This window comes from Enterococcus rotai (genome assembly GCF_001465345.1).
Lineage (GTDB): Bacteria > Bacillota > Bacilli > Lactobacillales > Enterococcaceae > Enterococcus_L > Enterococcus_L rotai.
Genome location: NZ_CP013655.1, coordinates 2,251,670 through 2,272,744, shown reverse-complemented (window position 1 = coordinate 2,272,744; position 21,075 = coordinate 2,251,670). Strand labels below are relative to the sequence as shown.

General features: G+C 39.2%; 23 protein-coding genes. All 23 read right to left on the bottom strand.

The features are described from left to right. Window positions 1-65: 65 nt before the first annotated feature. On the bottom strand, window positions 66-1,100 hold the full coding sequence (locus ATZ35_RS10580) for a Gfo/Idh/MocA family protein (RefSeq protein WP_208927215.1): 1,035 nt from the start codon (window positions 1,098-1,100) through the stop codon (window positions 66-68). A gap of 447 nt (window positions 1,101-1,547) precedes the next feature. Beyond that, window positions 1,548-2,516 (bottom strand): sugar phosphate isomerase/epimerase family protein, encoded by a 969-nt coding sequence (locus ATZ35_RS10575; RefSeq protein WP_208927214.1) that lies wholly within the window; start codon window positions 2,514-2,516, stop codon window positions 1,548-1,550. After that, on the bottom strand, window positions 2,513-3,250 hold the full coding sequence (locus tag ATZ35_RS10570; RefSeq protein ID WP_208927213.1) for a ThuA domain-containing protein: 738 nt from the start codon (window positions 3,248-3,250) through the stop codon (window positions 2,513-2,515). The genes ATZ35_RS10575 and ATZ35_RS10570 overlap by 4 nt, the downstream gene beginning before the upstream one ends. A 142-nt stretch (window positions 3,251-3,392) precedes the next feature. Next, entirely contained in the window at window positions 3,393-4,469 is a 1,077-nt protein-coding gene (locus tag ATZ35_RS10565; protein ID WP_208930471.1) for a Gfo/Idh/MocA family protein, read from the bottom strand. A gap of 590 nt (window positions 4,470-5,059) precedes the next feature. Next, complete coding sequence (locus ATZ35_RS10560) at window positions 5,060-5,200, bottom strand: putative metal homeostasis protein (protein ID WP_167324170.1); 141 nt, start codon at window positions 5,198-5,200, stop codon at window positions 5,060-5,062. 43 nt (window positions 5,201-5,243) lie between these two features. Further along, window positions 5,244-5,513: a 30S ribosomal protein S14 gene (gene rpsN / locus ATZ35_RS10555; RefSeq protein ID WP_208927212.1), complete on the bottom strand. Its 270-nt coding sequence runs from the start codon at window positions 5,511-5,513 to the stop codon at window positions 5,244-5,246. Between the two features lie 123 nt (window positions 5,514-5,636). Then, window positions 5,637-6,509, bottom strand: a complete 873-nt coding sequence (locus ATZ35_RS10550; RefSeq protein ID WP_208927211.1) for an AraC family transcriptional regulator — start codon at window positions 6,507-6,509, stop codon at window positions 5,637-5,639. A gap of 64 nt (window positions 6,510-6,573) precedes the next feature. Beyond that, on the bottom strand, window positions 6,574-6,762 hold the full coding sequence (locus tag ATZ35_RS10545; RefSeq protein ID WP_208930523.1) for a hypothetical protein: 189 nt from the start codon (window positions 6,760-6,762) through the stop codon (window positions 6,574-6,576). A gap of 34 nt (window positions 6,763-6,796) precedes the next feature. Then, window positions 6,797-7,798 carry a sulfate/molybdate ABC transporter ATP-binding protein gene (locus ATZ35_RS10540; protein ID WP_208927210.1) on the bottom strand — a complete coding sequence of 334 codons (1,002 nt, stop codon included), beginning with the start codon at window positions 7,796-7,798 and terminating at the stop codon, window positions 6,797-6,799. Continuing rightward, entirely contained in the window at window positions 7,795-8,466 is a 672-nt protein-coding gene (modB, locus tag ATZ35_RS10535) for a molybdate ABC transporter permease subunit (protein WP_208927209.1), read from the bottom strand. The genes ATZ35_RS10540 and modB overlap by 4 nt, the downstream gene beginning before the upstream one ends. 9 nt (window positions 8,467-8,475) lie before the next feature. Beyond that, complete coding sequence (modA, locus tag ATZ35_RS10530; protein ID WP_425250088.1) at window positions 8,476-9,297, bottom strand: molybdate ABC transporter substrate-binding protein; 822 nt, start codon at window positions 9,295-9,297, stop codon at window positions 8,476-8,478. Window positions 9,298-9,354: 57 nt separating this feature from the next. Further along, a complete protein-coding gene (locus ATZ35_RS10525) occupies window positions 9,355-10,329 on the bottom strand; it encodes a molybdopterin-binding protein (protein ID WP_208927207.1) in 975 nt (324 codons plus the stop codon). A gap of 15 nt (window positions 10,330-10,344) precedes the next feature. Further along, entirely contained in the window at window positions 10,345-10,818 is a 474-nt protein-coding gene (locus ATZ35_RS10520) for a MogA/MoaB family molybdenum cofactor biosynthesis protein (RefSeq protein WP_208927206.1), read from the bottom strand. Next, entirely contained in the window at window positions 10,811-11,245 is a 435-nt protein-coding gene (locus ATZ35_RS10515) for an MOSC domain-containing protein (RefSeq protein WP_208927205.1), read from the bottom strand. The genes ATZ35_RS10520 and ATZ35_RS10515 overlap by 8 nt, the downstream gene beginning before the upstream one ends. 5 nt (window positions 11,246-11,250) lie before the next feature. Beyond that, window positions 11,251-12,216 carry a GTP 3',8-cyclase MoaA gene (gene moaA / locus ATZ35_RS10510; protein ID WP_208927204.1) on the bottom strand — a complete coding sequence of 322 codons (966 nt, stop codon included), beginning with the start codon at window positions 12,214-12,216 and terminating at the stop codon, window positions 11,251-11,253. A gap of 23 nt (window positions 12,217-12,239) precedes the next feature. Further along, window positions 12,240-12,740 carry a cyclic pyranopterin monophosphate synthase MoaC gene (gene moaC / locus ATZ35_RS10505; protein ID WP_208927203.1) on the bottom strand — a complete coding sequence of 167 codons (501 nt, stop codon included), beginning with the start codon at window positions 12,738-12,740 and terminating at the stop codon, window positions 12,240-12,242. 336 nt (window positions 12,741-13,076) lie between these two features. Next, window positions 13,077-14,279, bottom strand: coding sequence for a molybdopterin molybdotransferase MoeA (locus tag ATZ35_RS10500; RefSeq protein WP_208927202.1), 1,203 nt, complete (start codon window positions 14,277-14,279; stop codon window positions 13,077-13,079). 15 nt (window positions 14,280-14,294) lie between these two features. Then, window positions 14,295-17,015 carry a formate dehydrogenase subunit alpha gene (gene fdhF / locus ATZ35_RS10495; RefSeq protein WP_208927201.1) on the bottom strand — a complete coding sequence of 907 codons (2,721 nt, stop codon included), beginning with the start codon at window positions 17,013-17,015 and terminating at the stop codon, window positions 14,295-14,297. A 1-nt stretch (window position 17,016) separates the two neighbouring features. Then, window positions 17,017-18,315, bottom strand: coding sequence for a complex I 51 kDa subunit family protein (locus tag ATZ35_RS10490; RefSeq protein ID WP_208927200.1), 1,299 nt, complete (start codon window positions 18,313-18,315; stop codon window positions 17,017-17,019). 11 nt (window positions 18,316-18,326) lie between these two features. Then, window positions 18,327-18,815 (bottom strand): NADH-quinone oxidoreductase subunit NuoE family protein, encoded by a 489-nt coding sequence (locus tag ATZ35_RS10485; protein ID WP_208927199.1) that lies wholly within the window; start codon window positions 18,813-18,815, stop codon window positions 18,327-18,329. Further along, window positions 18,812-19,405, bottom strand: a complete 594-nt coding sequence (locus tag ATZ35_RS10480; RefSeq protein ID WP_244148150.1) for a hypothetical protein — start codon at window positions 19,403-19,405, stop codon at window positions 18,812-18,814. The genes ATZ35_RS10485 and ATZ35_RS10480 overlap by 4 nt, the downstream gene beginning before the upstream one ends. Beyond that, on the bottom strand, window positions 19,383-20,192 hold the full coding sequence (locus ATZ35_RS10475; protein ID WP_208927197.1) for a formate/nitrite transporter family protein: 810 nt from the start codon (window positions 20,190-20,192) through the stop codon (window positions 19,383-19,385). The genes ATZ35_RS10480 and ATZ35_RS10475 overlap by 23 nt, the downstream gene beginning before the upstream one ends. A gap of 26 nt (window positions 20,193-20,218) precedes the next feature. Further along, window positions 20,219-20,782, bottom strand: a complete 564-nt coding sequence (gene mobA / locus ATZ35_RS10470; RefSeq protein ID WP_279614931.1) for a molybdenum cofactor guanylyltransferase — start codon at window positions 20,780-20,782, stop codon at window positions 20,219-20,221. Between the last annotated feature and the right edge of the window lie 293 nt (window positions 20,783-21,075).

Here is a 21,075-nt window from a genome sequence, read left to right as displayed (position 1 = left end):
AAAAAAGTAAAGTACCCTATTTAGGGAACTTTACTTTTAGGATGAAGCTATTTCGTTCATTTGATTCATCTTTTTGCTGCTTTAAAGATTTCTTCGATCAGAACCATCACTTGACGGACTTCTTCATTTTTAACTACGGGTTCTGCTTGTTCCCTAACAACTTTGTAAAAATTTTTATAAAATGTGTCATATTCTGCAGTAACCTTGGGTAATGCTACCGTCTCGGTTGCTTCTTCTGATGGTGGCGCCATGGTTTTAGTCAAACCAACGCCTGCTTGAATTGGTTTTGGTGCTTGGATATTTTTCTTGCCTGAATCAACGATCATCTCACCAGAAAGATCCCAATCTTGGATGACGGCTGTTCCTTGGGTTCCTTTTAAATACCAGCGAGGTAATTTTGTATAATTAGTTGTCCCAACTTCGATAATTGCTCGAATGCCATTTTCAAAAATAATATACGTGATAAAGCCATCATCCACCTCATCGCCAAGAATATAGCTTAAATCGGCAGATACTTTTTCGATTCGGCTATCCACTAAAAATAATAGTTGATCTAATAAATGGACACCCCAATCTAAAAGCATACCGCCGCCATGTTTTAACTCATGACGCCAATCACCCGGGATGCCATTTGCTCCTTGAACGCGTGATTCGATTTGGAATAATTCTCCGATTTGTTGTTTTTTGTATAATTCTCGTGTGATCAAAAAATCAGGGTCCCAGCGTCGGTTTTGATGAACCATAAAGGTTTGACCTGTCTCTTTAGCGACCTTTAGCACTTCGTCCAATTCTTCTACATTCATGGTGACTGGTTTTTCACAGACAACATGTTTTCCAACTTTCAAAGCTTGGATTGCTAGATCTTTATGTGAATCATTTGGCGTAGCGATCAACACTGCTTCGATCGTTTCATCGGTTAGGACTTCTTCTAGTGAATGGTAGATTTTATGCTTGTGTTGACTGGAAATTTTTTGACGTTCGCCTGAAATATCGTAAGTTCCAACGACATGGATTCGTTCGTTTTCATTAGGCATAATATTATGGATATGGTATGAACCCATCCCGCCATAGCCGATTACGGCAAAATTGATTGCTGTCATTTTTTGAGTCCTTTCTATTAAAGAAGGTAATTTTTGTAGGATGGGGAGAAAATTGATCAGAAACAGTCGCGTTCTTCTCTTTGACGTCTAGCTTTGCAGGCTAGACTTTTCGACAGTAGATAAGAAAAATCCGCGATAAAAAGCATCGCTATATTTTTCTCATTCTACTGCTCAAAGTCTGAGCAGCCTACTCAGCTTTTGTTTCATCCAGCTTCACGAAGCAGCTCTCCAGGAAAATAGACAATCTTCATATGGAACAAAAAGCGTTCCACATTCAGATTCCTAATTGCTGTAAAACACAGTGAATGCAATGAACTGATGTTGCTCAGTACCTACTTGGTTTCTTGAGAGCTAAACGCTTCGTTCAGCTTTGCTGTGAACCACGAGGAACACAGTGAGTCGATGTTGAACAGTACAAGGCTACTATATGGAGCGTTGTTTCCTTAATTATACCCACCACATTTCCGCAGGTTGTTCTTTAATCATAATACTTTTCAAATTAGTAATCGCTCTGTTTAAGCCTTCTTCTGTTGACATGATCGGGTCTTCATGTTCAATACTTAAAACATAATCGTATCCATAAATTCTAAGTGCGCTAATAATGTCTGACCAAACTTTTAAATCATGACCGCATCCAACTGAGCGGAACGTCCACGCACGGGTTTTGACATTCCCATATGGCTGCATATCCGTTAGTCCATGCATATTGATGTTGTCTTGATCTAAATACGTATCTTTCGCGTGGAAATGATGAATTGCACCCGCTTCTCCTAAAATTTTTACTGCAGCTACTGGATCGATGCCTTGCCACCATAAATGACTTGGATCTAAATTACAGCCGATTGCTTTGCCTGTGGCTTCACGGAGTTTTAACATCGTATAAGGTGTATGACATAAGAAACCGCCATGCAATTCGATGCCGATTTTCACTCCAGCATCTTCTGCGATGGTATTGATATTTTTCCAGTAAGGGATCAATTTCTTTTCCCATTGGTAATTGTAGTTATCATCGTATTCTGTTGGCCAAGGTAACACGGGCCAATTGACTTGGGTATCGGTAGCATTTCCTCCTGAGACACCAGAAAAGCCATTGACGACTGATACGTTCATTAAAGAAGCTAGTTTGATCGTTTTTTGCAATAGTTGATCTGCTTCTTGGGCCGTTTCTTTTAGTGGAGAAATAGGATTATTATGACAGCTTAATGCACTGATCGTTAAGCCTTTGTCAGCAAGTTTCGCTAAATACTCTTTTCTAGCCTCTGAACTTGCTAATAATTGATCGATATCTAAATGAGCATTTCCTGGCGAGCCGCCTGTGCCGATTTCAACTGCTTCTAGTCCTGCTTTTGAGACTGTATCGATCATTTCTTCAAAGCTTAAATTATTGAATAATGGAGTAAATACACCTAATTTCATTGTTCATTTCCTTTCTTGTTTGTAATAGATTCTAAAGGTTCATGGTGCCCGTAATTTGGATAAGCATTTTGCGTTGGTTGACACCAGCGGATACCGTTTTTGATTACTTTTTGGATTTCTTTATTATAATAAGAAGGATACGTTTCATGACCTGGCTGAAAATAAAAGATCTTTCCGTTACCACGATGGTAGGTACAACCACTGCGAAAGACTTCTCCGCCTGGATACCAACTGATAAAAATCAAGTCATCTGGTGTTGGGATATCAAAATGTTCACCGTACATTTCTTCTTTTTCAAGCTCTATATACTCACCGATTCCTTCAACAATGGGGTGGCTTGGCGCTACAGTCCAGATGCGGCAATGTTCTTGTGCTTCTCGCCATTTTAAATCGCATGATGTGCCCATTAGTTTCATGAAAATTTTTGACATATGACCTGAATGAAGGACGACTAAGCCCATCCCTTCCAACACACATTGATAGACGCGTTGCACAATCTCGTCAGAAACTTCTTGGTGGGCAACATGTCCCCACCAAATCAAGACATCGGTATTTGCTAGAACTTCTTCTGTTAAGCCATGCTCTGGTTCATCTAAGGTAGCTGTTCGCACAGAAAAATCATCTTCCTTTAAAAATTGTGCGATTTGTTGATGAATGCCATCTGGGTAAACCTTTTTTACAGCTTCATCTGTTTTTTCATGACGGAATTCATTCCAGACTGTGACTTGGATCATCGTTTTTTCCCCCTAATTTAGAAGCTGAATGAGCCGTTTAGCATCGACGAAAAATAGGAAAATATGACTGTGATGTTTTTTGTCACATTCATATTTTATCTTTTTTACGAGATGCTAGCTCATGAAGCTAGATAATCTTGAGTTAATTGAAAAATACAGGTTGATTCGTTTCGGATGCTTTGTAAATTGCTTCAAGAATTTCTGTCACAACTAAAGCTTGCTCAGGTTTAACAACAGGTTCTGTATCATTGATGATTGCATCGATCCATGATTGTGCTTCTAACACTTCCGGCTTGTCGCCGGCTCCATCATAAAAATCAACACCGCCTGGTTCTAATTCGATTTTCTTTTCAAAAAGTGTACTATGATCTTCGCCATTGATCGTCAATCCGTCATTCATATCAGCTCCGCCCTTCGTACCGTGAAGAGTGGTTTTGGCTTCTTTTACGTCTAAACTATTTAGCGCCCAGCTCGATTCTAAAAAGATTGTCGCGCCATTTTCCATCATGATAAAGCCAAATGCTGAATCTTCAACAGTGAATTTTTCAGGGTCCCAAGAGCCCCAAGCATTGGCTGCATTTTCTGTTTCAGACAATTTATGATAAGCTTTTCCTACCACATATTTTGGTTTGTAATTGTCCATCATCCATAGCGTCAGATCCAGCGCATGAGTCCCGATATCGATCAACGGTCCGCCACCTTGGGCTTCTTCATCAAGGAAAACACCCCAAGTTGGCACTGCACGACGGCGAATGGCATGGGCTTTCGCAAAGTAAATATCCCCTAACTCGCCTTCATCACAAATTTCATGTAGATACGTTGCATCTTTTCTAAAACGATTTTGATAACCGATTGTTAATTTTTTTCCTGTTTCACTTGCGGCTTCGATCATACTACGCGCTTCAGCAGACGTTTTTGCCATTGGTTTTTCGCACATCACATGACAATCCGCTTCCATTGCTGCGATTGATAGTTCGGCATGCGTGCTGTTTGGTGTACAAACATGAACCACATCCAAGTCCATTTCTTCAAGCATTTCTTGGTAATTGATAAATGTCTTCGCTGTTAATGCCCCATAGTGCATTTTTGCTTCTTCTGCTCGTTCACTGATTAGGTCACAAAAAGCAACCATTTCGACTTCTTTTACTTGTGCAAGTGCTGGTAAATGTTTCCCATTCGCAATCCCGCCGCAACCAATAATTCCTACTTTCAACGTCATCATAAAACCTCCAGTAATCTACTCATATTATTTTGTGGAAAAATAAAACGGTTCCACTTCTACACTATTACTATACAAAATTATGAAAGAGCTTTCTTCCTAGATTCCAGTTGAAAAGTTCCTGGATATTGCTGTTCATCACTGCGACTGGCTTCGCCAGAGTAGATGATGAACAGTACAAGGCGACTAAAAGGAGCGTTGTCTCCTTACTTGCGAATCACTGCGACTAGCTTTGCCAGAGCCAGATGTTGAACAGTACAAGGCGACTAAAAGGAACGTTGTCTCCTTACTTGCGAATCACTGCGACTGGCTTTGCCAGAGTAGATGATGAACAGTACAAGGCGACTAAAAGGGGCGTTGTCTCCTTACTTATGAATCACCAAACGTCATACATAAAACTGACTTTAGACAGCGCTTAGCAATCTAAAGGAGAGAAGTTTCAATCACTCCAAATTAGCCACACCATAGAAATGGGACAGCTTAAATCAAAACAACTTTACAATCCTAATAATCTCAACAAAAACAAAAAAGCCCTTCCCTTCTTTACTAAAAAGGAAGAACTTCATTTTCTCATTCGATTAGTAAAACACTTACCCAACACTACCAGAAGTCATCACTCGATGTCTTTGTTCCCGTTTATATTGCTGAATAATTTTTAATGCTCGTTTTCTTGTTTTTCGGTTCGTACACTTCAATCTTCTACGTGCACTTGAAAGATCTTGTTTCTCCATCCAATCACCTCTTTGCATCTATTTGTCGGTTACTAGTTAATAATTACCAGCTTGCTTTGTGTACACCAGGAATTTTACCTTGATGCGCTAATGTTCTAAAATTGATTCTAGACATACCGAATTTACGCATGTATGCTCTTGGTCGTCCATCGATCAAATCACGGTTTTTCAAGCGATTTGGATTGGAATCTTTTGGTAATTTTGCTAAAGCGGCATAGTCGTTATTCGCTTTTAACTCAATGCGTCTTTCAGCATACTTTTCAATTAATGCTTGTTGCTGTTTTGCTTTGGCGATTTTTGATTTTTTAGCCATTTTTCCTTTCACCTCTTTCTAAATCGTAATCATTACTCTTTGAGAGTGATAAGAATAACATCATCTAGCAGAAAATGCAAGTTTTTATTATTAAAAAAAAGCCCTCATTTTTGGGCTTTTGTATTATATCTCGAGAAATTTCTTCTGATACTTCAACGGTGAAATCCCCACCTGCTCTTTAAACACATGATGAAAGGTTTTCACACTAGCAAATCCCGATTTTTCAGCGACTGCGATCATCGGAACTTTTTCATTCGCTAAAATAAACTTCGCTTGATTGATACGATATTCCGTCAAAAAACTCATAAAAGTCGTACCCGTATTAGCTTTAAAAAAGCGTGTAAAATAATAAGAGCTAAACCCACTGTACTTTGCTATCTCCTCTAACGTAATTGATTCTTCATAATGATTTTCTACATAAGTAAAGATACGATCTAACTGTTCTAAGTTTTCTTTATACTTCATGGTAGAAGCTTTAGCACCTTTTTTGACTTCCATTTTCGTTTGAGGTAGTCTTCTGTAAAAAGTTGTGATTAGTTGAAACAGTAAATTAAACAGTGCATAGTTTTTACCTGGCACATTTTTTTCAGCTTCCTCAAATAACTGCTGTAGTAGTTTTTTCATTTCCAACGTTAATGACTTCGACCATTTTGAACTGTGTTTTTCTCCCGTTTCAAATAGCTCAATCAAGCTGCAATCATTCGCTGATCTTAAATTTATCTCGTCAAAGATATTCAAGTCAAACTGATAAACGATTCGTTCGCTATCTGGCGAAGCTAAAAAATAATGCGGTTCCCCACTAGCAAAGAAATAAATCTCCCCTTCAGCTACATGGACGATTTCATCTCCTACACCAATATTAACCGTTCCCCGAATCGAATAGATGATTTCAATCTCTTTATGCCAATGAGGGTAAACAATCGTCATGCCATCATTGATAAAGGCTCTAAAAAGAATAGGTTCTTCAAATTCTGGTCGTTCTAAATACACGCTCATCTTTTGCCTCCACGAGTTACTCTTACTCTTTACTTTATCAAAGTTTTGATTATTTACAACTGATTTATTTCGATTGTTCTACTTTCTCCTTTATCTCTGCAGCTGAATAGAGTTTGAGTAGTCTTTTAACTTCTCCTTCAACATTAAAAATCCCCGTTTTAGTATAGCCTAAATTTTTAAGTGCGACAGTTAAATAATCAATAAAGTCACTCTCTTTCATCACAATAAATAACCTCCCATTTCTATTTTCCAATTGATTTCCTCTGATTAAGTAACAACTTGAACCTTTAGGTTAAAATCATGATGGCATCAGGTGATACACTGAATCGTTTGACTGTACTCATTTCGATTTGTTTACTCCCTTTCCACCAAAGATCAAGGTCATTACATACAAACCAAGCATTCTGTTCAAACGGAGTTTGCTGACTACTAACAAAATGTACATCCAGTTGGTTACCTTCAGCACCATTTACCAATAAATCATGAGCTCGAATCCCAATATAGCGACAAGTTATAGGCACGTTTGCTGTGACAATCAATGGCGTTGCCCACCCCTTAACTTGAACCGTATGAGCATCGATCCGTTTAACAGGAAAAATATTTTTGCAGCCCGTCAAACGAGCGGCGGCTTCTGTTTGTGGTTGCTTAAACAACTCAGTCGTTTGCCCCTTGATTACCCCTGCTTCTGTCATGATCAGGAGCTGCGGACATAATCGATAGAGTTCATCTAGACTATGACTGACGATCAGGACATTTCCTTTAAAGTCGGCTAAATGGTTTTGTAATTCTAGTTGGAGCTCCTCTTTTAATGAGGTATCCAATGCTGAAAAAGGTTCATCCAATAATAATAATTCAGGCTGCGAGGCTAACATCCGAGCTAAAGCTACACGCTGTTTTTGTCCACCTGAAAGCTGTCTAGGGTAGCTATTTTTAACATTTTCTAAATGAAACATCCCTAACAGCGCTGCAATCAATGATTGATCCTTAGTCACACTGCTTAAATTTTTAAATACTGTAAAATGTGGAAACAGTGCATATTGCTGAAACAGCAGTCCTACTTTACGCTGTTGCGGTGGTAAATCGATCCCTTTTTCCTGGTCAAAAAGCACTCGATCCCCTAATTGAATCTTACCTGAATCTGGCGTTTCAATCCCAGCAATACATTTTAGAAGCATACTTTTGCCACAACCAGAAGCACCTAAAATTCCTAAGGTGGTTGCTTCAAGCTCAAATGTAGCACTCAACTGATGATCACGTAATTTTTTTTGAATATCAACAAAAAGTTTCATCCTTGTATCCTCCGCGATTTTCTGCTGAATAGCTCTGTTAAAAATAAGATCAACAGACAAATAAGCACAATGATCGTCACATATTGTTGCGCCAATGACCAGTCACCTGCCGCAACCGCTGAGTATATAGCCAACGGCAACGTTCGAGTCTTTCCTGCAATATTTCCTGCTAGCATCGTTGTTGCCCCAAATTCACCTAACCCACGAGCAAAAGCTAATACGCCTCCCGCTAAAAGCCCATTGATTGCCAAAGGAAATGCAATTTTAAAAAATATTTTTCTCTCCGAAAACCCTAACGTTTGAGCAGCAGCTAATAGATCAGGGTCAATTTGTTCAAACGCTGCGATCGCAGAACGATACATCAAAGGAAATGACACCGCAACTGCTGCGATCACTGTCGCTGCCCAAGAAAAAACCACTTTAACAGAAAAAAAATCCAACAAAAATTTACCTATTGGCTGTTGAACACCGAATATATTCAATAAAAAGAAACCAAAAACCGTTGGCGGCAACACCAGCGGCAAGGTAAATAGACTGTTAAGCAGCATTTTAAGTCCTTGATTTTTCTGACGGAAAACAAGATAAGCAATCAAGGTTCCACTAAAAAAAGTAAAAAAAATCGCCATGATCGCCGTTTGAAACGAAATAATGATTGGACTTAAATCCATCACATTCACCTACTTATTCATAATAAAACCTGTATCTTCAAAATATTTCGCCACTTCTTTACTTTGCATAAAGGTAATAAAGTCTTCTGCGATTGCTTTTTCTTTCGATTTCTCAACTAAACCAATCGGATAGATGATCGGATCATTCAAGGTATCCTCTGGTAAAACAGCTACAACTTTGACTTTATCCGTAGAAGCTGCGTCAGTAGCATAAACGAGACCGGCTTGAGCACTTCCTTCAGCAATCCAATTTAACACTTCCGTTACATTCGTTCCAAAACTAGCATGCGCTTTGACTTCCTCCCATAAACCTAATGCTTTCAAGCCTTTTTCAGCATACTGCCCTGCTGGAACGCTTGCAGGATCGCCTATCGCAACCATCTCAGCTTTTTTCAAATCACTAAATTCTTTCCAATCAGCATCAGAAGACCTTGGCACAATCATCACTAATTGATTTTGTAATAATGGGACAACACTTTTCTGATCTACTAAATTTTGTGAAACCAATGCATCCATTTGCTTGGTTGCAGCTGAAAAGAAAATATCCGCTTCTAATCCTTTTTCAATTTGTGTTTGTAATTTTCCAGAACTATCATAATTTCCTTCTACTGTTGTTCCAGGATTATTTTTCTCAAAAGCTGGTATGATTTGCTTTTCCATGACTGACTCTAAACTGGCTGCCGCTGCGATCAATAGGTGATGTTCCTCTTCTGAACTGCTGAAACTAGTTGAAGCGGTTGTCTTCGTCTTTTGAGCTGTACACGCTGTTAAAAACAAACATGCTAATACCAGTAGACAAATCCCCTTCACTTTGTGATTTTGTTTCATGATTTCTCCTCCTAAAAGTTGAAAGCGTAGCGGGTTAGCCTGTGTTGCTCGACACCTAATTTACAAATAGCCACCATATCCTAAAGCGGTGATTTCTTCTTTTGTGATCGTGTCTTGCGCAATGATCCTTGGTAATAATAAATCAAATACCGTCCGTTCAGAAAACATCATGCCTCCTGGCAACCCCACAATTGTTTTTCCATCTAAATAGGCTAACAACAACATCGAACCTGGTAAAACTGGCGTACCATGAGAAACTATCTTCGCTCCTGTTTGTTTTATTGCTAGTGGTGTGCGGTCATCTGGATCAACACTCATACCGCCAGTACAAAAAATGAGCTCTGCTCCAGCTGCCAGCATCTTTTCGATCGCTTTTGTGATCTGTTGTGGATCATCATTGACAATTTCGTGAAAAGCAATCGTAGCATTTGGATAGTGAGATAATTTCTCCTTAACAACAGGGGTAAAAGAATCTTTGATCAATCCTTTGAATACTTCACTGCCCGTCGTCACGATTCCTACCTTTACTGGCTTAAAAGGGATTAAAGTTAAAATTTCTTTATGACCAATCAATTTTTCAGCTTGAAGCAAGTTTTCTGGTTCAATTTCTAACGGAATGATCCGTGTTCCTGCTACTTTTTGTCCAGCCTTAACCTTTTGATTATTTTTCAGTGTTGCAACTGCAACTTTTTCAATCGAGTTTAAGGCAAACAACCTGTCTTGATCGACTTTCAATAAGCCGTCTACTTCAGCTACTACTTCGATTTTCCCTTCTGAAACTGGTGTTGGTCGCATCTGTTCTCCAGCAATCAAATGATATAAAAAATCAGCTGCATCATTTTCGTGGATCAAATTTGATTCATCTGATTTAAAAAACAAGTGCTCTTTTCCTAATGCAAGCAACACAGGAATATCTTCTTGTTTAACTTGATAGCCTTTTGAAAAAAGTGCTCCTTTAAACTCACCTTTTACGATTTTGGTAATATCCTGATACAAAATCAACCCTACTGCATCAACTGTCTTTACAACTTTCATCCTGGTTTCCTCCGCTTAATGCTCTGTTTTTCGATTGGTTAAAATATCTAAGGCATGAGGTAAAATCGGTAGTAAGTAACTTAAATTTTCTGTCACCCCTTTAGGACTTCCTGGTAAATTGATGATCAAGGTTTTCCCACGCTGTACCGCAACACCTCGGCTCAACATGGCAAAGGGCGTTTTTTGAATACTTTGCATGCGCATTCCTTCACTAATACCTGGAATCTCTTTTTCGCCAATACTTAAGGTTGCTTCTGGTGTGATGTCTCGGACACCTAGACCTGTACCGCCAGTCGTTAAAATCAAGTCACACGTTGCACACCATTCAATCAGTAATGCGCTAAGCTCACGCACTTCATCAGGTAATATAGTTTGATTCACCAGTTCAAATTGATCTTTGATCAGCTCTTTGACGATCCGACCAGACTCATCTTCGCGTAATCCCTGAGAGCCTTTATCACTTAAGGTAATGATTCCTACTTTATACAACTTCTAGTTGATCTCCTTTTTTAATATGACCTTCTGCTACAACAACAGCAAAAATCCCTTCTCTTGGCATAATACAATCGCCCACTCGTGCATAGATTTGACAATGTTTATGGCATTCTTTACCAATTTGCGTCACGACTAATTCCGCCTGACCAATCCGAATTTGACTGCCAACAGGTAATACACGCAAGTCAATTCCTGATACAATAATATTTTCGCCAAAAGCACCATTGCCTACACGAGCCCCCCGTTCGTTAAACTCGGTGATTTTTTCAAAAGATAACAAGCTGACTTGGCGATGCCAATTTCCGCCATGCGCATCATTTTCTAACCCAAACCCTTTGATTAAATTGACTTCTGGAATTTCTTTTTTCTGCGTCCCCCGTCGTTCACTAATATTGATCCCAATAATTTCTCCTACTGCCATACTCTTTACCCTCCAATTTGTGACATTAACCGAGAATCGCCCTGACTCTCTAAAAAATGATGTTTCTCGGGTTTACGTCGAATTGCTGAAAAAACCTGTTTTAACAATAATTCTTCATCTTCTGTCTGCAAAGCGCCTTTTAAATCACAGCCATCATCCATATGCAAACAGGTTTTTAAACAGCCATCTGCTGTAATCCGGATCCGATCACACTCAGCACAAAAACAATGACCTAACGCACTAATAAAGCCAATTTTCCCTTTAAAATCTGGTAATGAAAAATAACTAGCTGGTCCATTTCCTAAACGCTGTTCAAAGGGTCTCAGCTTGCCATAGTTTGATTCTAGTATAGAAAAGAGCTCTTCTTGCGTCTTTCCAGGACAGCCTTTGCCTAAACCGATCGGCATCAACTCAATAAAACGTACATGGATGGGGTTCGTTTTAGCAAGTGCTGCAATTTCGCAAATAGCCGCTTCTGTCAGCTCTCCTCTAGCAACTGTATTCACTTTAATATTCGGTAAACCTACCTCGATGGCTTTTTCCAAACCAGTTAATACTCGTTTTAACTCCCCTACTCGGGTAATTGCACGAAATTCGTCTGGATCTAATGTATCAATACTAATATTGAGTCCATCTAAATTCGCCTCTTTTAAAGCCTCAGCATATCTTGCCAACTGAATACCATTCGTTGTTAAGGTCACTTTTTCAATGCCATTGATAGCTTTTATCGACTTGATCAACGCGACAGTATCCCTGCGAGTCAAGGGTTCACCACCTGTGATTTTAACTTTTTTAATTCCCTGTTTAGCTAAACTCTTGATCAAAAATACTAGGTTATCAAAACTTAAAACCTCATCTTTTTTTAGAAAACACATTCCTGTTGCCGGCATACAGTACGTACACCTAAGATCACAACGATCTGTCACAGATAGCCGCACATAATCAATTTCACGATTAAAAGAATCCTTCATTTTAAGTCCGCCTTCCTACAACCTTATTCGTTGATCTCCTGATTTGTTGAAATAAAATGGCCGCTTTTACCACCTGATTTTTCTAATAAACAGACATTCATGATGTTCATCTCACGATCCATTGCCTTGCACATATCATAAATCGTTAGCAAGGCAATATTAGCGCCAGTCAAGGCTTCCATCTCAACACCCGTAACACCCACTGTTTTTGTTAAACAACGAACGGATAAAATTTGAGCTGTCTTCCAGCTAAAATCGACCTCACATTTCGTTAAGGCTAAGACATGACAGAGAGGAATTAATTCAACTGTTTTTTTTGCCGCCATAATCCCTGCCACTCTAGCCACTTGTAGCACTTCGCCCTTTTTTATCGTCTGATTTTTGATCCCTGATGCAACCTCTTGATTCATACGAATCTCTCCGTAAGCGACTGCCGTTCTTTCTGTTGCTGCTTTTTTTGAAACATCAACCATCCGAGCTTGTCCTTGTTCATTGATATGAGTAAATTGTAAAGATTCTTTCATCTAAGCACCTCTTAAAACGTTTTCATTATTGGTTAAACCATTGATAAAGTTGACCATCTTTTCCTTAAGTTTAGCACTCTGACTAAAAAAAAACAATCTGTTATAAATAATTTTTTTTAGCCGCAAAAAACAAAGAGTGTGGAACAAAACTCTTTGTTTCATGTCCCAGTCACTCAAAGTCCAAATAAACGGTATGAAAAAAATCAGGATCTTCAACAATAAGCCAGCATGCACAAAAATTTGAAGAACAATTTTCGTGCATGCTGGCTTATTGCTGTAAAACACAGCGAGGTACGAGCTGATATTACACAGTACCTCCTTGTCATAACTAAATTGTTAAAATTTCCAATAATAAACCGTTACATAGTCTCCTTTTTTCAATAGCTTTTTAGCTGGTTGATCGATCATACAATTGGTTTCAAGAGTATTATGAAATACTGAAGAATAATGTAATTTTGCATTTAAAGACACCATACCATTTTCTTCATACGCCCGAATAAAGCGGCGAATATTGGAAGGCGTTAACTCTTCTAGTAATTGGACTTGACGTTGTTCTAGCTTTAACTCAGAGCAGTTTAGAAAATGAGCCAGCGCTGACCAATAAAATAAATGCAAATTGACCACAGCCGCAAAAGGATTGCCAGACAAGTTTAAAAGTAGTTTATTTTGATAGCTACTTGCCATCATTGGTGTTCCTGGTTTCATATTCACAAAATGAAAGAGCGTCTCTCCACCTAAAGCTTCGATAACTTGAGGAACAAAATCTTTTTCCCCCACTGAAACACCACCCGTTGTGATCAATAAATCCACATCTGTCACTCTTTCACGAATGAGCTCAGCAATCTCTTTAGGATCATCGGAGCAATGCTCTTTGAAGATTATTTGACTGCCACTAGATTGAATGAACGAAGCTAGCGTATATAGATTGCTGTCATAGATTTTGCCTGAAGTGAGCGTTGCCCCTAAAGAAACTAACTCACTACCAGTCGCTAAAATTCCGACTTTCATTGGCGCTAAGACTTGAATCATTTCAATTCCTTGGGCTGCTAAGATACCAACTACACGGCTATTGATCAATTGATATTTTGAAAAAATCTTTTGTTCAAGCCTCACATCTTCACCCACAACACCATAATTACGCCCCGCTTTGATTTCTCGGTAGATTTTGACCTCTGTTTGACCATAATCGGTCCATTCTTGTTTGATCACCGCATCAAAAGGGGCGGGAATCGGTGCTCCTGTCATGATTCTAACAGCAGAACCAGATTCATTTACACTATCTGGTTCTGAATCTCCAGCAAAAATCGAGTTGCTGACGTTTAAACAAATTGGTTTTTCTAAACTTGCACCTTGTGTTTCTTCAGCAATAACGGCATAACCATCCATGCCAGCTCTAGGAAAATGTGGTACAGCGATTTTAGCAAAGATATCTTCTGCGCAGACTCGTCCAACAGCGTCTAAAATAGAAACATGCTCCACTGCTTTTTGCTGAGCGAAAAATTGGTTGATTTTTATTCTTGCTGCTTCGACTTCAATCATTGAAACAACTCCCTTTTACCTGACAGGTGTAATATCAACAGCACAGACCTTATATTCAGGAATGATTGCGATATCATCAAATTCAGCGTTGGTTAATTCATTGACGTTTCCATCTGGAAAATGGAAGGTCATAAAGACTTCTTGTGGAAAAACACGGTTTCCAACAGCCGCATAGGTTTCGATTGTTCCCCTTCTGGATTTAACGTTGACTTTATCGCCTTCTTTGATACCCAAACGCTTGGCATCCACTGTGTTGATTTCAATATAGGAACGATTCGCAAGCTGATTGATCCCTTCCGTTCGACCTGTCATTGCCCGGGTGTTGTAATGATAAAGCATTCGGCCTGTTGACATTAGATAAGGGTAACGTTCATCAGGCAGTTCTCTAGATTTTTTATAGGGAATTGCCATAAATAACCCCTTACCTCGGGTAAACTCGCCAACATGCATGATTGGTGTGCCTGGATCTTCTGGTGTACGACAAGGCCACTGCAAACCACCGGTTACTTCTAATCGGTCATAATTGATTCCGCCAAAAGTTGGTGTAAGACTGGCAATTTCATCCATGATTTCTTTAGCCGAGTCATAATGGCTTGGGTAGCCAAGTCGGGTCATCACATCGCAGAAAATCGCATAATCTTCTCTCGCTTCACCTTTCGGTTCAACTGCTTTACGCACTCGTTGAACACGTCTTTCAGTATTCGTGAAGGTTCCATCTTTTTCAGCATAACTAATTCCTGGAAGCACTACATCTGCGTATGCCGCCGTTTCCGTCATAAATAATTCTTGGACAACAAAAAATTCTAAATTCTCTAGTGCTTTCCGTACATGAGTGGTATCAGGATCGGTTACGATTGGATCTTCGCCAAAAATATACAAGCCTTTGATCTTTCCTTCTGTCGCAGCCGGTAAGACTTGGGTCGAGGTCAGCCCAACATTTTTATTTAAGTTTACTCCCCATGCTTTTTCAAATTTCGCCATTACTTCTGGATTGGCAACTTTTTGATATCCTGGGAAATCATACGGCATACATCCCATGTCACAGGCTCCTTGAACATTGTTTTGCCCGCGCAAAGGATTAACACCACAACCTGGTTTCCCAATTTTTCCAACGAGCATTGCCATATTCGACATGCTCATAACGCCTTCTGTTCCAGTTGAGTGTTCAGTCACACCTAAACAATAAATGATCGGCGCTTTTTCTGCTTTCGCATATAATCTAGCCGCTTTGATCAAGTCATCTGCTTCGATATGGCAAATTTCTGCCACTTTTTCAGGCGTATACTCGGCGACAAGTTGTTCCAGCGCTTCAAAGCCTTCTGTCTTTTCTTTGATAAAGGCCTGATCAGCCAGACCTTCTTTTAAGATCACATGCATCATGCCATTGGCGAAAGCTACATTGGTTCCAGCTTGGATTTGTAAATGAAGTTCACAATTTTTGACTAAATCGATTTTACGAGGATCGACCACGATCACTTTTGCTCCGCGCTGCATTGCTTGACGAATTTGTGAACCAATCACTGGATGAGCTTCTTCTGGATTTGAACCAACTAATAAAATCACCTCAACATCTGTCGTAATATCTGCAATTGGATTGGTCATTGCACCTGATCCTAATGTGTGGGCCAAACCATGGACAGAAGCAGAGTGACAAACCCGGGCACAATTATCCACATTATTTGTTCCAATTGCCGCCCGCATCATTTTTTGGAAAACATAATTATCTTCGTTGATCGACCGTGAACACGAAAAACCAGCTAAAGAATCTGGACCATGATCGGCCTTCAATTGATTAAATTTGTCCGCAACTAAACTCAATGCTTCATCCCAGGTTGCTGGTTCAAAAACACCATTACGTTTAATCAGCGGCTCCGTTAAACGATCACCAGAACCTACAAATTTATACGAAGCAAACTTGCCTTTCACACATAAAAGATTTTTATTTGCAGCGCCATTGATTGGTTCAACACCAACTAATTTATTTCCTTTCACCACAAGATTCATTTGGCAACCAGTCCCACAATGCGGACAAGTGGTCGGAATTTTTTTTGTCTCCCACTCCCGATAAGTTTTATGATCTTTACTCACTAAGGCACCTGTTGGACAAGCTGAAACGCAATTTCCACAAGACTCACAAAGTGACTGATCAAAAGCAGCTCCGTAACTAGGGGACATTTTCGTATCAAAACCACGTTTAGCAATACTAATAACATCTCGTCCTTGGCGTAACTGACAGACCTTAGAACAACGCCTGCACATAATACACTTTTCTGGATCATAATCAAAAAAAGGATTACTCGTATCTTCTTGATGACAAGGCATTCGTTTACCATCCGTGAAGCTGGTATCATCGATGCCATAATCCAAACAATAGTCTTGCAGTTTGCAATCCCCATTTTTCCCACAAGAAAAACAGTCTAATTTATGATTACTTAATAGTAAATCTAAGACAAAGCGGCGAGAATCGTTGACTCTGGGTGATCCTGTATACACCACCATGCCTTCTTGGCAATGCGCTGTACAAGCAGTGGTCAATCCACCTTTTCGGCCACCCTCAACTTCAATTGTACACATCCGACATGAACCATCTGGCGCTAATTCCTTCAAATAGCAAAGTGTTGGGATTTCTATATTCAACATTGATGCCGCTTCTAATACGGTTGTTCCTTTTGGTACAGTAATCTGCTGCGAATCGATCGACATCGTAATGGTTGCTGTTTTCAATTTTGTTTCCATCTTACCAAAGCCCCCCTTTTACTGGTGCAACTGCTTCACGGATACCAGCCTCAAATTCCTCCGGAAAATAAGCTAAACCGCTTTTCATCGGATTGGCAACAGACTGGCCTAATCCACACGCGGAAAGGTTCGTCACATGCATCAACATTTTTTCAAGTCGCTCAAGATCACCAACAACCGCCGTTTGATTATTGAATTTTGTCAGAAGCTCCAAAATTCGTGTTGTACCTAAGCGGCAAGGTGTACATTTACCACAAGATTCATGTGCAAAAAAGGCAGCGACCTGCACTAAATAATCAACGATACTCACCTGATCATCCATCACAACGATCGCACCAGAACCAATCGATAGATTCTTATCCCACAATCCTTCGTAGGAATAGATACAATCCTCAAGATGTTGAACCGCCCCAATCGGTCCAGATTGGCCACCAAAATGAATAAATTTTAACGGTCGACCTGTAGAAGAACCGCCACCGTATTCTTCAGAATAAAGAATGTCTTGTAGCGACGTACCAAGATTTACTTCATACAAGCCACGATTTTTGATATGACCAGACAAACAAATCAGTTTAGTGCCACCACCATCTTCGGTTCCAAGTTCACGATAAGCTTGCCCTCCTTCACGTAAAATCACAGGAATCCCTGCAAATGATTCAACATTGTTCACTAACGTTGGCTGCAGATACAAACCAACATCTGCTAAATGAGGCGGTTTAACTCTTGGTCGACCCGTTTTGCCTTCAATCGAGTTTAAAAGAGCTGAATTTTCTCCACAAACATACGCTCCAGCACCTGAAATAATCGTGATATTATAGTTAAAACCTGGAATTCCTAAAATATTTTCTCCTAAAAAACCAGCTTTTTCAGCATTATCCAAGGCTTCTTGAAAAATCTTCTGGATGCCTAAATATTCTCCCCGCATATAGATATACCCTGCTTTAGCGGAAAAAAGATAGCCAGCGATCACCATGCCCTCAATGACACTCAAAGGATCATGCTTTAATAACGCTTTATCTTTAAACGTTCCAGGTTCCCCTTCATCAGCATTACAGACAATGTATTTTGTATCGCCTTTGGCCCCATATAAATGTCGCCATTTTTTTCCTAATGGAAAGGCCGCTCCACCACGTCCGCGTAAATGCGCTAAATCCAGTTCATCCAAAATAGCCTCTTTCTCCATTTCAATTGCCTTTAACAACCCTGAAAATCCTTGGTATTCTTGATATTCACCAACATTTGTCGCCTGCCTCATCTTATTAACACGTTCTAATAATACCGGTTGATTTCGTTTGATCATTTTTCTTCCTCCTATAGCTCTTGATAACATCCACGCTGGAGGTCATCGATCAATTGATAAACCTTCGCTTCCGTCAAATCAGCAAATACGGTATCCTTGATTTTGATTACAGGTCCTTGATCACAGGCACCAATACAAGGAATACTATGATACATAAACAGTCCATCCGGTGTTGGCTCATCTGCTGGAACTTCTAAAATCGTCTCCAAAACCTCTGCTAACATCGCTCCGCCTGTAAAAAGACAGGGCGTACTATTACAAATTTTTAGGACATATCTTGCTTGCGGCTCTGTTTTTAAAATAGCGTAAAAACTTAAAATCTCATAAACTCGAGCTTGGGATAAATGCAAATGATCCCCAACTAGCTGTGCCGTTTCTTCATCAATATACCCTTCCTCAGAGCCATATTGAATGGCAATCAACATATTTAGGATGCGCTGTGGGTCAGAATCATTTGCTAAAATAATCGCTTCCTTTTCTGCTAAACTTAATGAACTCATACTTTTTCTCTCCTATTTTCCACGTCATTCTCTGAAAAGCGAACACCGTTTTTTGTTTTGATTAAATTAAATGAACGAACGAACTTAGGCGTTTCCAAAACAATATCGGCTTCATCGATCACCTTGGCTGCCGTTTTTTTTAAGCTTTTTTGATTGTTCATCATTACAAACAAACCAGGTTTAACCACTTCACGAATGGAATTCGACTCGCATACGATTAAGGTATCTCTTGGGACATACTGTAGAAAAGTTAAAAAGCCTTCTAGCAAATGATCATGAAAGACTTTTAATAGGTAAACCTTTTTGCAGCCTGCTTTTAACAATTGCATCGTGTCCTTTGAACCAACACTATTCGATTCTTCAATCAACTCATATCCTTCATCAATACTTGTACAAATCCCGCATCCTGTTTCGCCACGCTGACATTTGCCACGAGCACCGCTAATGGTTATGATTTTTAAACCATAGATTGTAAACCTTTGATAATTTTCAGCAATGATTTTTTTAGCCAGTGTCGTCTTGCCACTATTACGTCCTGTCGAACCAATTTGGATCATATTATGGACCTCAATACTTTTCGTAAATACCATCAGGCTCACTCGCTTCCTTTTTTTCAGCCGTCACAAACATCAATGGAACTGCTAAAAATAAACTACCACCAACCGCGTTTCCTAAAAAAACAAAGACTGTATTGACAAGATAGTCCGACCACTGAATCCCGCTAGCATTTGAAAAAATAGCTGCTGGTATGATAAAAGCATTTGCGACCACATGTTGAAATCCGCAAACAACAAAAACCATCACTGGAAACCACAGACCAAACATTTTACCAAGATACGTTTTGCCCATCGCACCAAGATAAACCGCTAAGCAGACAAAAATATTACAGCCGATACCCGAAATAAATGCGACAAGTGGTGGATCTGCGATTTTTGCTTGAGCAACTGAAATGGTCTTTTCTAAAAATGCTCCTTCCGTCAACCCAACAACATGACCAAAGAAATAAGCCACTAAAAAGCCACCAATACAATTTGTGAACAAAACAATCAGCCAATTATAAAGCAACTCTTTACTGCTGATTTTTTTTTGTAAAACACCTAGCGTCATGACCATCATATTCCCCGTTGCCAATTCACCGCCAACGAAAGTAAGCGCTACCAATCCAATTGGAAATAAACACCCACCTAAAAATGTTGAGAACCCTCCCCAACTTTTTGGCATCGTTCCAGAGATTCTAATAAATGATAAATATCCTAGGGCGATAAAAAAGCCCGCCATGATTCCTAAAATACTCAATCGAATAAAAGATAACTGAGTTTTCGCTACTGCTTTGTCTCCTAAACTTGTAACTACATCTTGACTACTCTCAAAATCCATCTGAAGCTCCTTTCATATAGATAATTTCATTGATTCCACAACATTAATTCTTTAGGCGAATTGACATTTTCCAAGCCAAAAGACGATTCCAAGGTAACTACTTTGACCAAAAAGTGCTCAAACTCTTTTCTAATACGCCAATCATTTGTCTGAAGTTGCTGTTTTAAAATAGCCAAACAAGTAACATGATAAAAAGCAAATAAAGGTTCTAAACGATTCTCTTGCTTACAAATAACTACGTCGTATGACTCCATGGATTTTGCCATTTTTCGAATCAAATCAACATTCAAGTTAGGAATATCACAAGCTAGCAAAAATAAATAGTTTGTTTTTATATTTTCTAATGCCGTAACTAAACCACCAAGTGGGCCCTTTTCTGGGTAATGATCTTCTAGTATTGCAACATGAGAAAAAGCAGGTGGAAATTTACTTCGTTTGTTTGTCACTAATAAACTCTCTGGAAAGATTTTTTTTAACTGCTTCACTGTTCTAAGCAACATAAACTCTCCGTCTAGTTGCAGCAAGGATTTATCAAATCCCATCCGAGAGCTTTTCCCGCCACATAAAACGACGGCAGTACAATCGGTTATCTGGTTTATAATGCTTCACCTCTCACTTTAATACTGATCAAAAACTAAAATTTTGTGATGTCTAAAAAATATTTTTTAGCAACAACTTTTATTCTATTATAAAACATCCTTCCAACAAGTCAATTATTATTTTAGTATTTCTTATCTTGAATTGAACTTTTCCATCATTTTTATACCAAAAAATGCCTGAGACCTCAGCCTAAGACATAAAAAATGATCCATCATTTTTATTTTTCTTGAGCAAAAAAGAACCGAACACGATCGTTTTTATCGGCAGAGGTTAAAATCCATTA

Excerpts from the sequence above, each read along its gene's own strand:
- ATZ35_RS10580 (WP_208927215.1), bottom strand. The coding sequence starts at position 1,100 with ATGACAGCAATCAATTTTGCCGTAATCGGCTATGGCGGGATGGGTTCA.
- ATZ35_RS10575 (WP_208927214.1), bottom strand. The coding sequence starts at position 2,516 with ATGAAATTAGGTGTATTTACTCCATTATTCAATAATTTAAGCTTTGAA.
- ATZ35_RS10570 (WP_208927213.1), bottom strand. The coding sequence starts at position 3,250 with ATGATCCAAGTCACAGTCTGGAATGAATTCCGTCATGAAAAAACAGAT.
- ATZ35_RS10565 (WP_208930471.1), bottom strand. The coding sequence starts at position 4,469 with ATGACGTTGAAAGTAGGAATTATTGGTTGCGGCGGGATTGCGAATGGG.
- ATZ35_RS10560 (WP_167324170.1), bottom strand. The coding sequence starts at position 5,200 with ATGGAGAAACAAGATCTTTCAAGTGCACGTAGAAGATTGAAGTGTACG.
- rpsN (WP_208927212.1), bottom strand. The coding sequence starts at position 5,513 with ATGGCTAAAAAATCAAAAATCGCCAAAGCAAAACAGCAACAAGCATTA.
- ATZ35_RS10550 (WP_208927211.1), bottom strand. The coding sequence starts at position 6,509 with ATGAGCGTGTATTTAGAACGACCAGAATTTGAAGAACCTATTCTTTTT.
- ATZ35_RS10540 (WP_208927210.1), bottom strand. The coding sequence starts at position 7,798 with ATGAAACTTTTTGTTGATATTCAAAAAAAATTACGTGATCATCAGTTG.
- modB (WP_208927209.1), bottom strand. The coding sequence starts at position 8,466 with ATGGATTTAAGTCCAATCATTATTTCGTTTCAAACGGCGATCATGGCG.
- ATZ35_RS10525 (WP_208927207.1), bottom strand. The coding sequence starts at position 10,329 with ATGAAAGTTGTAAAGACAGTTGATGCAGTAGGGTTGATTTTGTATCAG.
- ATZ35_RS10515 (WP_208927205.1), bottom strand. The coding sequence starts at position 11,245 with ATGGCAGTAGGAGAAATTATTGGGATCAATATTAGTGAACGACGGGGG.
- moaA (WP_208927204.1), bottom strand. The coding sequence starts at position 12,216 with ATGAAGGATTCTTTTAATCGTGAAATTGATTATGTGCGGCTATCTGTG.
- moaC (WP_208927203.1), bottom strand. The coding sequence starts at position 12,740 with ATGAAAGAATCTTTACAATTTACTCATATCAATGAACAAGGACAAGCT.
- ATZ35_RS10500 (WP_208927202.1), bottom strand. The coding sequence starts at position 14,279 with ATGATTGAAGTCGAAGCAGCAAGAATAAAAATCAACCAATTTTTCGCT.
- fdhF (WP_208927201.1), bottom strand. The coding sequence starts at position 17,015 with ATGGAAACAAAATTGAAAACAGCAACCATTACGATGTCGATCGATTCG.
- ATZ35_RS10490 (WP_208927200.1), bottom strand. The coding sequence starts at position 18,315 with ATGATCAAACGAAATCAACCGGTATTATTAGAACGTGTTAATAAGATG.
- ATZ35_RS10485 (WP_208927199.1), bottom strand. The coding sequence starts at position 18,815 with ATGAGTTCATTAAGTTTAGCAGAAAAGGAAGCGATTATTTTAGCAAAT.
- ATZ35_RS10480 (WP_244148150.1), bottom strand. The coding sequence starts at position 19,405 with ATGGTATTTACGAAAAGTATTGAGGTCCATAATATGATCCAAATTGGT.
- ATZ35_RS10475 (WP_208927197.1), bottom strand. The coding sequence starts at position 20,192 with ATGGATTTTGAGAGTAGTCAAGATGTAGTTACAAGTTTAGGAGACAAA.